15 protein-coding genes are annotated in these 12,652 nt (G+C 35.6%); 13 read left to right on the plus strand and 2 right to left on the minus strand.

All coding sequences use genetic code 11. The annotated features are described in order from the left end of the window. The 7 genes from LC455_RS30595 to LC455_RS30625 form a co-directional block, all read left to right on the plus strand. A partial coding sequence (locus tag LC455_RS30595) for an IS3 family transposase (protein WP_223588723.1) occupies nucleotides 1–89 on the plus strand: 89 nt, incomplete at its 5' end. Nucleotides 90–410: 321 nt separating this feature from the next. Then, the gene (nikA, locus tag LC455_RS30600; protein ID WP_223596739.1) at nucleotides 411–2,036 is read left to right on the plus strand and encodes a nickel ABC transporter substrate-binding protein; all 1,626 of its coding nucleotides are present in this window, start codon (nucleotides 411–413) and stop codon (nucleotides 2,034–2,036) included. A gap of 16 nt (nucleotides 2,037–2,052) precedes the next feature. Beyond that, a complete protein-coding gene (gene nikB, locus LC455_RS30605; protein ID WP_223596741.1) occupies nucleotides 2,053–2,994 on the plus strand; it encodes a nickel ABC transporter permease subunit NikB in 942 nt (313 codons plus the stop codon). After that, complete coding sequence (gene nikC, locus LC455_RS30610) at nucleotides 2,994–3,836, plus strand: nickel ABC transporter permease subunit NikC (protein WP_223596743.1); 843 nt, start codon at nucleotides 2,994–2,996, stop codon at nucleotides 3,834–3,836. The genes nikB and nikC overlap by 1 nt, the downstream gene beginning before the upstream one ends. A 5-nt stretch (nucleotides 3,837–3,841) precedes the next feature. Beyond that, on the plus strand, nucleotides 3,842–4,669 hold the full coding sequence (gene nikD, locus LC455_RS30615) for a nickel import ATP-binding protein NikD (RefSeq protein WP_223596745.1): 828 nt from the start codon (nucleotides 3,842–3,844) through the stop codon (nucleotides 4,667–4,669). A 27-nt stretch (nucleotides 4,670–4,696) separates the two neighbouring features. Further along, entirely contained in the window at nucleotides 4,697–5,506 is an 810-nt protein-coding gene (nikE, locus tag LC455_RS30620) for a nickel import ATP-binding protein NikE (RefSeq protein WP_223596747.1), read from the plus strand. A gap of 96 nt (nucleotides 5,507–5,602) precedes the next feature. Beyond that, nucleotides 5,603–6,928, plus strand: a complete 1,326-nt coding sequence (locus tag LC455_RS30625; protein WP_223596749.1) for an MATE family efflux transporter — start codon at nucleotides 5,603–5,605, stop codon at nucleotides 6,926–6,928. Between the two features lie 230 nt (nucleotides 6,929–7,158). Here the strand turns inward: LC455_RS30625 and LC455_RS30630 are convergent, their stop codons facing one another. Then, nucleotides 7,159–7,998 (minus strand): tyrosine-type recombinase/integrase, encoded by an 840-nt coding sequence (locus tag LC455_RS30630; protein ID WP_223596751.1) that lies wholly within the window; start codon nucleotides 7,996–7,998, stop codon nucleotides 7,159–7,161. Nucleotides 7,999–8,173: 175 nt separating this feature from the next. On the opposite strand from LC455_RS30630, the gene LC455_RS30635 reads away from it, so the two are divergent. The 4 genes from LC455_RS30635 to LC455_RS30650 all read left to right on the plus strand — a co-directional run bounded on the left by LC455_RS30635 (nucleotide 8,174) and on the right by LC455_RS30650 (nucleotide 10,763). Continuing rightward, the gene (locus LC455_RS30635) at nucleotides 8,174–8,668 is read left to right on the plus strand and encodes a pentapeptide repeat-containing protein (RefSeq protein ID WP_223596753.1); all 495 of its coding nucleotides are present in this window, start codon (nucleotides 8,174–8,176) and stop codon (nucleotides 8,666–8,668) included. Between the two features lie 69 nt (nucleotides 8,669–8,737). Beyond that, the gene (locus LC455_RS30640; RefSeq protein ID WP_223596755.1) at nucleotides 8,738–9,127 is read left to right on the plus strand and encodes an SMI1/KNR4 family protein; all 390 of its coding nucleotides are present in this window, start codon (nucleotides 8,738–8,740) and stop codon (nucleotides 9,125–9,127) included. Nucleotides 9,128–9,587: 460 nt separating this feature from the next. Continuing rightward, on the plus strand, nucleotides 9,588–10,094 hold the full coding sequence (locus tag LC455_RS30645) for a DUF6241 domain-containing protein (RefSeq protein ID WP_223596757.1): 507 nt from the start codon (nucleotides 9,588–9,590) through the stop codon (nucleotides 10,092–10,094). A gap of 237 nt (nucleotides 10,095–10,331) precedes the next feature. Then, the gene (locus LC455_RS30650) at nucleotides 10,332–10,763 is read left to right on the plus strand and encodes a hypothetical protein (protein ID WP_223596759.1); all 432 of its coding nucleotides are present in this window, start codon (nucleotides 10,332–10,334) and stop codon (nucleotides 10,761–10,763) included. 138 nt (nucleotides 10,764–10,901) lie between these two features. On the opposite strand, the gene LC455_RS30655 is transcribed toward LC455_RS30650, so the two are convergent. Further along, nucleotides 10,902–11,297 (minus strand): DUF3888 domain-containing protein, encoded by a 396-nt coding sequence (locus LC455_RS30655; RefSeq protein WP_223596760.1) that lies wholly within the window; start codon nucleotides 11,295–11,297, stop codon nucleotides 10,902–10,904. 222 nt (nucleotides 11,298–11,519) lie between these two features. Between LC455_RS30655 and LC455_RS30660 the strand changes: the two genes are divergently transcribed. Next, complete coding sequence (locus tag LC455_RS30660; protein ID WP_223596761.1) at nucleotides 11,520–11,966, plus strand: GNAT family N-acetyltransferase; 447 nt, start codon at nucleotides 11,520–11,522, stop codon at nucleotides 11,964–11,966. A gap of 199 nt (nucleotides 11,967–12,165) precedes the next feature. Next, nucleotides 12,166–12,429 carry a hypothetical protein gene (locus LC455_RS30665; protein ID WP_223596762.1) on the plus strand — a complete coding sequence of 88 codons (264 nt, stop codon included), beginning with the start codon at nucleotides 12,166–12,168 and terminating at the stop codon, nucleotides 12,427–12,429. The last annotated feature ends 223 nt before the right edge of the window (nucleotides 12,430–12,652 follow it).

Consider the following 12,652-nt stretch of genomic DNA (forward strand, 5'->3'; position numbering starts at 1 on the left):
TGACCTACTATAACAATTACAGATATCAATGGAATTTAAAGAAGATGACCCCTGTAGAATACAGAAATCATCTTCTCGATGTGGCATGACCTTTTTTAAAAATGTCCTTTACAACGGGTACACTTTAATATCTGGCTGACCTTATAATACGAAAGGGTGCAATAGTTGCTGAATAAGCTGTGATATTGGCAGCTCTTTTCTTATTGCACTATAGGGGCAGGATCGTTGAATAATGCCACTATTAAACGAGGTGTTTGCTTCAACAGTACTTTCTACTTGCAATTTAAGTTAATTATTTATATTAGGGCTAGTGGGTTTAAAAGCTATAAAGTTTCTAATTTTATGTTGACAAGACAAGGTGATGCTTTTATCATTGATAATGATTATCAGCATCATTTAGGGGGAGTAATATGTTTAATGCAATAAATAGTCGAAATATTTTTTTAACGTTTATTTTTATTTTTTTATTATCTACATTATTGCTAGGTTGTACTAATACCAGTGATGAAGCTACAACGTCAAAGAACGAAAAAGAAAATATCCTTACGGTCGCCTGGCCAAGGGATGTGGGAGAAATGAATCCACATGTTTATAATCCTTCACAATTATTCGCTCAGTCCATGGTATATGAGCCGTTAGTAAGCTACGGAGATGGTGGCGAGCTTAAACCTCATCTAGCTGAGTCATGGGAAATCTCAAAAGATGGCAAAGAATATACATTTCATCTGCGGAAAGATGTGAAGTTTTCTGATGGAACTAGCTTTAATGCAAAAATTGTAAAAAAAAATTTTGACACGATATTAAATCATATGGATTTACATAGCTGGTTGGGGTTTCTTTCGAAAATAAGTAATACGGAAGTCATCGACGAAAATACATTTAAAATGACATTAACTGATCCATATTATCCAACGGTTCAGGAGTTAGCGGTTGTTCGACCAGTTCGTTTCTTAGGTGAAGCTGGTTTCCCTGAGGATGGTGATACCTCAAAAGGTGTTGTGAAAGCGGTCGGTACAGGCCCATGGATATTGGAAGAGTATAAAAAGGACGAATATGCGATTTTTAAACGAAATGAAAAGTATTGGGGTCAACTTCCTTCATTAGAGAAGATTCAAGTGAAAATTATTCCTGATGCAGAAACACGTGTACTAGCCTTTGAAAAAGGTGAAATAGACTTGATTTACGGAGAAGGAATGATTAGTATAGATAGTTTCAAACAATTAGAATCTACTGGCAACTATAAAACTAGTATTTCTGAGCCAGTTGCCACGAGACAGCTTGTTATGAATTCAGCAAGAGATAAGCTTTCTGATGAACGTGTACGCCAAGCGTTACATTATGGATTTAATAAAGATGCAATGGTGAAAGGAATCACATCTGGACTAGAAGAACCAGCGGATCATATTTTACCTACAAACTTACCTTACACTTCCGACATTGATGTAAAGTCCATTAAATATGATGTTGAGAAAGCGAAGTCCTTGTTAGACGAAGCGGGCTGGACTCTTCCAAAGGGGAAAACAGTTCGTGAAAAAGATGGAAAACTACTCGATGTGGATTTGATGTACAATTCAGCCGAAACTATTCAAAAAGCTATGGCTGAAACGCTACAATCAGAATGGGCGGCTATTGGTGTCAAATTAAATATTGTTCCGGTAGAACTTGCAGTTCAGGTTCAAAGATTTAAAGATAATGATTTTGATATAAATTTCTTTAGTAACTATGGTGCTCCTTATGATCCGCATACCTTTATCAATATTGTCGCGAAAGAGGGATTTGGATTTAATGAAGCGATCTCAGCGTACCCAAACAAAGCTGAAATAATCCAACAAATTGCACGAGTTACTCAAACTACAGACGAAACAGAACGTCAGCAGCTCTACACAACTATCTTAACATCACTTCAAGATCAAGGTGCTATTGTTCCTATTTCTTATCTTAAGAAAACAGCGATTTATCAAAAGGATGTCAATAATTTCACTTTCCCTGCTAATCGTGATGAACATCCATTCACAGGAATTAGCATCGAGCAGTAAGCAGTAGGAGGCTATGATGGGCACTTATATAATAAAACGCGTGATGTCTATTATCCCAGTTTTTCTTTTGGCTGCACTTCTAACGACTGGGATGATTCATCTTTCACCGGTGGATCCAGCTGAGGCTTATTTAACAGCAGCCCATATCGAACCGACTGATGAGATTTTAGCCCAAAAAAGACATGAGTTTGGTTTAGATCAACCATTCTTCATTCAATATGTAAACTCGATTATGAAGATATGCCAACTTGATTTTGGCATATCTTATCTTTCTAATAAGCCTGTTTGGGAAGAGGTTACATATCGAATACCAGCGACCATCCAGCTAGCTCTTGGGAGTCTAGCTATTGCGGTGCTTGTTAGTGTCCCTCTTGGCTTTCTGGCAGGAATAAGGAAAAACAGTGCAATTGATCATTTCAGTCGTTCACTATCTTTTTTCGGGGCATCCATTCCCTCTTTTTGGCTAGGTTATATATTAATATTTTTCTTTTCTGTTAAGCTTGATCTTTTCCCAGTTGAGGGTATTGGGACATGGCATCATCTAGTTCTGCCTTCGGTTACACTGGCTCTTCCTTTAATTGCGATGTACACAAGATTATTGCGTGCTAGCATCCTTGAAAATTTACAAGAGCCCTATGTGCTATTCGCAAGGACAAGGGGAATTAAAGAAAAAACGATTATGACCAAGCATGTCTTAAGGATTGCGATTTCACCGATGATTACGGGACTAGGGATGAATCTTGGGAAACTATTAACGGGAACGATTATCGTTGAGACCGTTTTTTCTTGGCCTGGGTTTGGCCGTTATTTTATAGAAGCAATTTTTAATCGTGATATACCTGTCATTCAATGTTATGTGTTCATTGCAGCTAGCTTATTTATTTTTAGCAATTTGATTGTGGATCTTATTCAAATGTACATTGACCCGCGTATCTCTAGGAAAGAAGGGTACCGCTGATGATAACTAGTATACGTAGGATATTCATTAATCAAAAAGTGATTCCCATATGTTCGATGATTTTAGGTATACTTTTTATTATGGCGATATTTGCTCCGTGGCTAGCACCGAATGATCCGATTGCGGTTAATTTAGTTTATAAACTACAGCCTCCCTCTTGGGAATTTCCATTAGGAACAGACCACCTGGGAAGATGTAACTTATCACGCCTTTTATATGGAGCGCGAATTTCATTAGGCTTTGCCATGCTCATCTTCATTTCATCATTAGCGATTGGTTTAATCGTAGGAACCTTCTCAGGGTATAAAGGTGGTTGGGTTGATCATGTTTTGATGAGATTTTGTGATGGTGTGATGGCTTTTCCTAGTCTTATCCTTATACTTGGTTTGGTTGGAATTTTCGGACCTGGACTTCCACAGGTCATCTTAGCGTTAATGCTTGTTCAATGGGTCTATTATGCAAGAATGTTCCGAGGAATGGTACTTAGTCTGAAGGAACAAAACTTTATATCTGCTGCGAAAATAAGTGGATCCTCGCAATGGAAGATTATAAAAAATCATATAGTCCCAAATGTGCTTCCACCACTTGTCGTCATGGGAACATTGGAAATGGGGTGGGCGATTATGGATATCTCCGCCATGTCGTTTCTTGGGTTAGGGGTCCAACCGCCAACACCTGAATGGGGAGCAATGATTCACGAAGGAAAGTCGTATATTCGTACAAACCCTGCTTTGATGATTTATCCTGGGTTAATGATTATGCTTGTTATTGTTACCTTCAATTTATTAGGAGAAGCGTTATCAGAACGTTACGGAGTCAAACGCGATTTTAAAAAGGAATGAGTTTATTGGGTAGAGAACAGTCGAATGTGCTAAAAGTTAGAGATTTACTTGTACAGGTAAAAACAAAGAATGGGGCTGCCACTCTCGTTCAAGATATAAATTTTGAATTAAAGCGCGGGAAGGTTCTTGGTCTGGTTGGGGAAAGTGGATGCGGTAAAACCGTTACGAGTATGTCTATTCTTCAGTTGCTCGATCGGAAAAACACAAAAGTTGAAGGAAGCATAGAATTACAAGGACTCGAATTGAACGGTTTAGGTGAGAAAGAAATGCGTGGAATTCGTGGTAAGAATATAGCCTTTATTATGCAAAATCCAATGAATGCTTTTACGCCTGTTTTTACAATTGGCCATCAATTTATTGAAACGATATGCTCCCATACTCAATGGAATAAAAAACAGGCAACAGAGCTTGCGATAGAAGCGATGTATGATTTGAATTTACCAAATCCCGATAAACTATTAAAATATTATCCTTTTCAATTGAGTGGTGGTATGCTTCAACGGGTGATGATTGCGATTGCAGCATGCTTACATCCAACTGTTATTATTGCTGATGAACCAACAACTGCACTTGACGTAAAAAATCAAAAGAAAGTGCTATACCACTTAGATAAAATTCGCTCTGAAAATGGCTCAGCCATACTATTAATTTCCCATGATCTTGGGGTCATTTCTGAAATGGCAGATGAAGTTGCTGTTATGCAGAATGGTCGAATAGTAGAAAAAGCGGACGTGTTCCAACTATTCGATGAGCCACAGCATGAGTATACGAAAAAACTTTTAAATGCACGTTCAGTATTACCATTAGATGAATCTGTCATCCATTTGGCTTAAAATAGGCATTTTGTAAGGGGGGAGAAAATGAGTTTATTACAAATAAATGAAGTAACTCATAGCTACGGATCCCGAAAGTTTTTCGGCTGGAAAGACCGTTCTAAAAAAATACTTTCTAGCATTTCTCTTTCTATTGAGGAAGGAACTTGTTTAGGTTTGCTTGGTATGAGTGGAGCTGGAAAAAGTACCTTAGGAAAAGTGATTCTTGGTTTGGAACGGCCTCAATATGGAAAGGTTCTTTTTCAAGGGCATGATATTTATAACTCAGATAAGCATAGTTATCAAAAAATTCGTCGTGATCTTCAGGCTGTCTTTCAGGACTCATACTCATCGGTCAACCCTCGAATGACTGCTGAACGAATTATTGCAGAGCCGTTAGAAAACTATGAAAAGCTTACACTCACTGAACAAAAACGAACCGTTATTGAATTATTGGAAAGGGTAGGGCTAAGTGAAAATGACTTGAAAAAATTCCCTAATCAATTTAGTGGTGGCCAATTGCAGAGGATCAATATTGCAAGAGCCATCTCACTTAAGCCGAAGCTTATTGTCTTAGACGAAGCAGTCAGTAGTCTAGATATGGTGAATCAAACCCTGATTTTGGAATTACTAAAGGAGTTAAAAGCAGACTTCGGGTTATCATTTCTCTTTATTACCCATGATATTAATGCTGCCTATACAATCAGTGATAGACTAGGTGTTCTAGAAAAAGGAGAATTAGTCGAGTTATTCGATGAAAAAAATCATTTTTTAACTTCAAAACATCCTGTAGTAAATGAGATGAGAGATTCAATACTTGCCGGGCATCCACGTTTTCGCTCGGTTAGACGTGATTAATTAAAGAAGTATTTACATTTTTCGTATGCCTCGATTTCATATACAAAATCGAGGCTATTGGTTTTTATTAGAAATGATAGAAGGAGGCCATTCCGAATGAATCATCGTGCGTACCTTACTTTGGCGATTCCCCTAACAATTTCGACCATGACGACGCCCTTGTTAGGAGCTGTAGATACAGCTGTTGTAGGGCAACTTCCCGATTCAGCATATATTGGAGGAGTTGCAGTTGGGACTCTAATTTTTAATACATTATATTGGGTATTCGGATTTTTACGGGTTAGTACATCTGCTTTTGCTGCACAAGCTAATGGAGCAAGCGACCCATCCCAAGGAATACTTGCTTTATTGCGTCCATTTTTATTAGCTGTTGTGGTTGGAATTTGTTTTATTCTCTTACAATGGCCGATTGAATATTTAGCTCTGATATTGTTTTCTACTGATTCTGATGTCAGTAAATTTGCAGCAGAATATTTTCGAATTAGAATTTGGGGAGCACCCTTTACATTGATGAACTATGTTATCCTTGGCTGGCTAATGGGGATGGCTAAGATTAAAGAATCATTATTTTTACAAGTGTTAATGAATGTTTTGAATATGATTTTGGCAATTCTTTTTGTACATGTCTTTTCTTTTGCTGTAAAAGGGGTCGCTACGGCCGCTTTGTTTGCTGAGGTGACAGCCTTTATATTAGGGTTACTTATTGTTATGAAGGCATCACCATTTGTATGGACATTCCCATCCTTTCAAGAACTAATAGATTCTCAGTCTATAAAAAGGATATTTAACGTTAATAAGGATTTGTTTATTCGAACAATATGTTTATTAGTCGTTATTAATATGTTTACAGCAAAAGGTGCTTCGTTTGGTACAGACTTTCTAGCTGCAAATGCTGTACTTTTTCAAATTCATTACATAATGGCTTATTTCTTCGATGGGTTTGCCAACGCCACGAGTATTCTCGTCGGCAAATCTGTAGGATCAAATGACAAGGAATTATATAAAAAAACAGTTACTTTATCAAAGCAATGGTCGGTAATTACTGCATTTGTTATAGCTTGTGTATATGGATTATTTCAAAAACAAATTATTTCCCTTTTTACAAATCTACCTAGAATAATCGAACTTTCAACAAAATATGGAATTTGGCTCAGTCTTTACCCATTTGCTGCGTGCTTTGGTCTTGTTATTTATGGGGTCTTTACCGGAGCAACTGAAATTGCTCCCGTTCGAAACTCAATGATTTATGCAATGATGGTTTATATCCTTTTACAAATTACGGTAACACCTATCTGGCATAATCATGGCCTATGGCTCGCTTTCATAGTCTATACCATTGGTCGATCTGGATTTCTAATCATGTATACTCCTAGATTAAATAAAAAATTGTTTAAAACAAAGAACATGAAAAACATCGTTTAACTTAGGGTGTTCTAAAATTTAACATTGATTGAAGAGTGTTTCTAGTTTTGAGGGAAATTTATATGAAAATCGGTAAATGAAATTGGTAGAAAGAGGAATTATTTGAAAAAGACATCGTAATTTTAATTACTACGATTGTACAAGTTTGTGAAAAAATGCACTTAAACTAACGGGTAGCGAGAATTAAAGAAGAGCAATGCTTTTTAATGCATTGCTTTTATGAGTTCAATTTAAAAATACTTGCAATAAAGCTCTCGCCTTAAACTCCCACTTAACTGTGCATATATCCTTGTTGTCTCACTTTTCTCATGACCTAGTAAGCTCTGGATAACTTCAAGAGGTGCACCATTATTCAGCATATGAGTGGCATAACTGTGCCTTAGCTGGTGGGGATGAATTGATTTATTGATCCGTGCCCGATTCGAAATTCGTTTGATGATATATCTCATCTGGGCAATACTCATTCGATGAGGATACCGTTCTGTAACAAAAATGGCTGCATCGCCATCCTGGCGTTGATCAAGGTATCGTTTAAGCCAAATTTCGCAGCGGATGTTAAAATACACTTCCCTCTCCTTATCCCCTTTTCCTCTCACAATAGCGGAACGGTTAGACCAATTAATTCTACTCTTCTCTAAGGAAACAATTTCTCCTATACGGCACCCAGTGGAAAACATGAATTCAAACAAAGCCTTCTCCAATGGGCTGGTGCAGGCTTCACGTAAATGTTCAATTTCAAATTCTGTTAGGAACTTTGGAATTCGTTTCCCTGCTTTAGGTTCCTTTATTTTCGCGGCGGGATTTTTTGAAATATAACCCTCCTCATGTGACCAACGAAATAATGATTTCATAAAACGTATTCGGTGAGCCAGACTTGAAGGTTTTAAGGTTTCGCTTGACTTTGCAAGGTATTCTTTAAGTTGAACTGTGGTTATAGTATTAAGTTTAACATCCTTAAAATATCTAATAAGTAATGTGGCTTGAAGTTTATATGCTTTTAATGTTTGTGGCGAAAATCCTTCAATTCGTTTATCCGATTCATATGTTTCCCATGCCTTTGACAATAACAAAATACATCTCTCCCTAAATTTTCTTTTTTAGAGGAATTATTGACTTGATTCTCAAAATTGAAACAGGAGAGTCTATTCAACTATCGAAGCAGGTTAGTGCATAAAGAGTTTAGGTGGATTATGATAAGAAGAAAAACGCAATTTGTATCGAAAATATAGAAAAGTAGGATAAAAAATGAAGAAAATTAAAAAGTGTATACAGTCTATCTTAATAAGAAGTACAACATATGGACCAAAGTGGGTTCTATCAGAAATGTCAGAGTCTGAACTTTTAAAGGAACTACAAAATGGTAAGCGTTATTTTTATAGAGTAAAAGTGGAAAGTGGCTCACTTATGAATATGGATTTGGGCAATATTGTCTTTGATGAATGTGTTTTAGCTATTGATTTTACAGGGACAAATTTAACTTATTCAAGGTTTACTAATTCAAATCTAAGAACTTGTATATTTAACAACACTAATTTGAATAATTCCATTATGGTTGGTAATTCACTTTCTGGAACAGAATTTAAAGGAGCTAATATACAGGGTATTACATTTAAAGAAAATTATTATCTTGGAATGGAGTTAACAATCTCACACCTAGAAGATATGATCGTTTGTAAAAAGAAAATAAATGAGCTGTTATTGGCAGATCCTTTTCTTGTTGAACTAACGGTAGCAGTTTAGTGAAAGAAGGAATTATCCAATCTTAATGCGAATTGTTATTTTAAAACATTAAAAAAGTGGGGAAACGGTATGATTCATACATATGGATTAGAATTGAAACCTCCAGTCGAGGAGTATATGGTTAAAAAAGTGGAGACTAAACTTGGTATTACTTTTCCCATTGATTATATCGAATTTATTTCATACTCTAATGGTGCTGAAGGAAGTATAGGAGAGAATTATTTAATCTTATGGTCGATTGAGGACATTATTGAGTTAAATGAAGCTTACGGTGTTAGTGACTTTGCTAAAGGATTAGTTTTATTTGGTTCGGATGGAGGCGACACAGCATTTGCATTCGATACAAGAACGGATGAAACACAAATTGTATCTGTTCCATTTATAGGGATGGACTTAGAGGAAGTAACAACCTGTTCAAATACATTTAATGGTTTCTTGCAATATCTTTTAAATACTTAGTAATATAAAATCCTTATTACGCTAACGGGTGCAAGAGTTGAAGATACAGGCGGGCATTCTTGGCTGCTTTTTTTCTTGTTCTGCTAACGGATGCAGGTTAGTACAAGAAGGATTGTGCATTAAATACTGCTATCCAAATTTTTCTTGTAATTGTACAATAAAGAAGAGCAGCTAAAATAGTGATTACATTTAAAGCAAAGAAAAGGTTACATATGAAAGACTATTTTATTAGGTTGATTTTCGGACTGTTAACTTTCGGTTGGTCTTAGGTATAGCCTATATTTTTTATATCGACTGGCTGCAAAAAGGATCTGAAAGCAACATTTTAATAATTCCAATAGTATTTGTAGTAAGTTGGTGTGGCTGGTATCTTTCAAAGCTACTAAAATAGAAAAGTAATGATGAAATCCGTATTCATAAGAATTAAAATTGTGTAAGTATAAAAGAGGCGGTTGCGTAAATGGAAAAATTCTTAAACAGACTTTTGATTGGTGTTTCGATTGTTGCGGTGTTGGGGTTCATTGTCGTTGGTGTGCTAATATATCAAGCTATGACAAGCGACGGAAACGAAAAAGCGGAAGCCAAAACTTTGCATGACACGGAAATAGATAACGAAGCCGAACTTGAAGCGAAAATCACCGAAGGCATTTACGTTCCTACCGAAGCCGAATTCCAATGGATTGTCCACCGTATGACGCACCAAAAAGTTGCCGCAGATATCAAGGACGGGTCGACCGAAATGACGCCAGAAAGAATTGGCGAATTACTTAAAACATTAGACGAAACGGATTATATTCACGAAGACGTTTATTTAAGAATCTTGGACGAATGGAACAAAGGGAATTTCGAAAACGCGGTCGAAGCACACAACGAAATTCTTTCCCTTCAAAACGGGACAATCGGAGTTGCAACACGCTTGTTTACACCCGAAGAAGAACAAGAATTCATTGAACAAAACTTTCGATAAGAAGCAGGCGAAAGCCCGTTTCTTTTTTGTTAATTCTTTAGGTTGAGAATAAAGATTTTTCTATTAAAACCAACTTTTATTTTATCAATCCTGTTTATAGGGTTACTGGAGCATTTGATATCTTCAACTAACGGAGCAGGATAGTTGAATAATAAATGTTTTGGTAATTAAACATTGAATTAGCATTATTTCAAGGTTAATGTAGAAGTGGCAAAAAAAAACGAGGAGAACAATTAAATGAAATATATTCTAAAAATCTTACTAGCTATTATACTATCTGCTCCTTTTGCATTAATAATTCAATTACCATTTATGCATATCTTTACTCCTGAATTTTTTGCAGAAGATAATTTGGCAAATCGAGGTTTTTATATGGTAGTTTCTTACTTTTACATGATTATTTACTTTATTTTAGGCATGCCAACTACATTTGTCGCAGATTTTATTGCTACGAGGAAAGTGTTTAGTAATATAGATAAAGCTAAATACTTCATCCAAATTGGTACTTATACATTAGCAGGATTGTTGATGACTAGATTTCATTTAGACATGAATGCTCTAATCTCTATATTTATTCCAGTTTATACTTATTTAGTTATTTTGAGCATTCTAAGAATGCTATTTAAGAAAAAAAATGATTTTTCTATCAATTCTTCAAAAATGAGCTGAATGGATTTAGCATGGCATTTTAGTTTAATTTATTGCTACTGCTTATTAAGTTCAAGATGGATCGCTGCGGCGGTCTTTTTGCTGTTGTACTAACGGGCAGTTTAGTTGAAGAATATTCCCGGAGAAAAAGCACCCTTATTACAAAGGATGCGTGCATTTAGTTGATTCGTTTGGCTTTAGCCTTCTTCTTTTGAAATCAATAGCCTGCCACTCTATGGTTTTTTCATTACTAAAAGTGATCGTCATTAAATCATTGGGAGGACCATGAGCACCTTCAAATGTTGTTACCTGCACGGTGACATTAAATAAGTAACTGCCTATTGGCAGCTGCTTAATTTGTGTTATTTTACCACACATATTTTGTTTAATTTCGCCATATTGCCTCTTCAATTCCTGTTGAATTGAGGGATAAAGCATAATGAAAATCAAGTCATCACGCAACTGTACATCATTTTTAGTTACGGTTTCAGCTTTAACGGGCGAATAAGAGAAAAGGGTTAAGCAGGCAATCAATATTAAAAGACCTTTTTTCATAAAAACCCTCCATTCCAGTTTCTCCTTATAATGAACATTTAAAGAAATTCTTATTAAGATAACGGGCAGTTTAAGTTGAATAGGGGCTATCATCTAAACCCTTTTTATAATAAAGGAAAATATGTTCAGCGAAGAATTTTTACAACAACATTTATTCTGAATGATACAATAATTTACAAGCCAGCTCTTTATGGGAGGATTAGAATAATAGGGGGTATAGATTTGGTCATAAATTATATTAAGTTCAATGAAATGCCTGACATTGAGGTATTAGATGGAATTATAAAGCTACATACGAGTATTTTCGGTGAGTCAGATGACTTGGCAGGCAGAATGAAGGAAAAGCCTAAATTGCGAATTGACGTAGCAATAGTTGGAAAAATGGTAGTTGGATATAAGATAGGATACGCTCTTAATCGTGAGCAGTTTTATAGTTGGTTGGGAGGTGTGAATGCTGATTACAGGAACCAAGGCATTGCCTCTAAGTTAATGGAGCAACAGCATCTATACATAAAAGAAAGTGGGTACAAAGCAGTTCAAACACATACCAAAAACAAGTGGCGTAGTATGCTGATTTTAAATATTAAATATGGATTCGACATAATTGGAACTTACACTGATAACGAAGGAGAGCCCAAAATCATTCTTGAAAAAAAGATAGTTGGCTAAAATTGAGTTAATAAAACCTTTTTTTGTAATTTACTAAGTTATTTCATTAAAGTGTGCAAGAGTTAAAGATCAAGCTGTCATTTTGGCAGCTTTTTTACTGCACTAACGGGGCAGTTTAGCTTAATAAGCAGGTATGCTAAACTCTAAGTAGAATGATATGAATAAAGTTTATGATGGTTAATTTGAAGGAGGAAATAAAATGGGGGAAGAACAAAACAATCCTTATGAAGAATACAATCTAACAGGTGATTGGAAACTTGTAATGCAATTTAATTTTGCTGTTTTTCAATATAACAATGAATTTGTAATCATTGATAATAAAGATGAATATATTGCTCGATTTTGTATTTCCAATAGCGGTGTAATTGATTTTAAAAAAACGAATTACGACTTAAATCCTAAGATTGATTTTAATAATAAAACAATCAAGATTCCCATTTTTACAGAGTATGGGGAATGGTAAATACATATTTACTAAACGACAAAAATCAAGATTGTGAAGGAATATACTTAAACTAACGGGTGCAAGAGTTAAAGATTGGGATGGCTGCGGCGATCCCATTTTTCTTGCACAAACGGATGCAGTTTAGTAGAAGAAGGGATATTAATGACTTTAGACGAATATTGTTTTTTAGATATATATTTAAGGGGTGTATGAGCGTGGACGATATAATTTATGCAATAAA

It is taken from the genome of Neobacillus bataviensis (assembly GCF_019969725.1).

What these genes read in the sequence shown, in the direction of transcription:
- nikA (WP_223596739.1), top strand. Translation starts at nt 411, where the DNA reads ATGTTTAATGCAATAAATAGTCGAAATATTTTTTTAACGTTTATTTTT.
- nikB (WP_223596741.1), top strand. Translation starts at nt 2,053, where the DNA reads ATGGGCACTTATATAATAAAACGCGTGATGTCTATTATCCCAGTTTTT.
- nikC (WP_223596743.1), top strand. Translation starts at nt 2,994, where the DNA reads ATGATAACTAGTATACGTAGGATATTCATTAATCAAAAAGTGATTCCC.
- nikE (WP_223596747.1), top strand. Translation starts at nt 4,697, where the DNA reads ATGAGTTTATTACAAATAAATGAAGTAACTCATAGCTACGGATCCCGA.
- LC455_RS30625 (WP_223596749.1), top strand. Translation starts at nt 5,603, where the DNA reads ATGAATCATCGTGCGTACCTTACTTTGGCGATTCCCCTAACAATTTCG.
- LC455_RS30635 (WP_223596753.1), top strand. Translation starts at nt 8,174, where the DNA reads ATGAAGAAAATTAAAAAGTGTATACAGTCTATCTTAATAAGAAGTACA.
- LC455_RS30640 (WP_223596755.1), top strand. Translation starts at nt 8,738, where the DNA reads ATGATTCATACATATGGATTAGAATTGAAACCTCCAGTCGAGGAGTAT.
- LC455_RS30645 (WP_223596757.1), top strand. Translation starts at nt 9,588, where the DNA reads ATGGAAAAATTCTTAAACAGACTTTTGATTGGTGTTTCGATTGTTGCG.
- LC455_RS30650 (WP_223596759.1), top strand. Translation starts at nt 10,332, where the DNA reads ATGAAATATATTCTAAAAATCTTACTAGCTATTATACTATCTGCTCCT.
- LC455_RS30655 (WP_223596760.1), bottom strand. Translation starts at nt 11,297, where the DNA reads ATGAAAAAAGGTCTTTTAATATTGATTGCCTGCTTAACCCTTTTCTCT.
- LC455_RS30665 (WP_223596762.1), top strand. Translation starts at nt 12,166, where the DNA reads ATGGGGGAAGAACAAAACAATCCTTATGAAGAATACAATCTAACAGGT.